Consider the following 634-nt stretch of genomic DNA (forward strand, 5'->3'; position numbering starts at 1 on the left):
CGCAGTACCGCCAGGTGCCCGCCCAGGTAGACCTGCCCGCCCTCGAGCACGCCGTGCTCGACTTCTGGGAGCAGTCCAAGGTCTTCGCCAAGAGCCTCGAACAGTCCGAGGGCCGCCCCGAGTGGGTCTTCTACGAGGGCCCGCCCACCGCCAACGGCATGCCGGGCGCCCACCACATCGAGGCCCGCGTCTTCAAGGACGTCTTCCCCCGCTTCCGCACGATGCAGGGCTACCACGTGGCCCGCAAGGCCGGCTGGGACTGCCACGGCCTGCCCGTCGAGCTGGCGGTCGAGAAGGAGCTCGGCTTCAACGGCAAGAAGGACATCGAGGCGTACGGCATCGCCGAGTTCAACGCCAAGTGCCGCGAGTCCGTGACCCGCCACACCGACGCCTTCGCCGACCTCACGACCCGGATGGGCTACTGGGTCGACCTGGACGACGCCTACCGCACCATGGACCCGCAGTACGTCGAGTCCGTGTGGTGGTCCCTGAAGGAGATCTTCAACAAGGGCCTGCTCACCCAGGACCACCGCGTCGCCCCCTGGTGCCCGCGCTGCGGCACCGGCCTGTCCGACCACGAGCTGGCGCAGGGCTACGAGACGGTCGTCGACCCCTCGGTCTTCGTCCGCTTCCC

At 69.1% G+C, this 634-nt stretch carries 1 protein-coding gene; it reads left to right on the top strand.

All coding sequences use genetic code 11. The features are described 5' to 3' along the window. Positions 1-634 (top strand): class I tRNA ligase family protein (locus ABD346_RS38215; protein WP_344380926.1); only part of this gene is annotated, 634 nt, incomplete at both ends.

It is taken from the genome of Streptomyces mauvecolor, assembly GCF_039532965.1.
In the GTDB taxonomy this organism is placed as follows: Bacteria; Actinomycetota; Actinomycetes; order Streptomycetales; family Streptomycetaceae; genus Streptomyces; species Streptomyces violascens.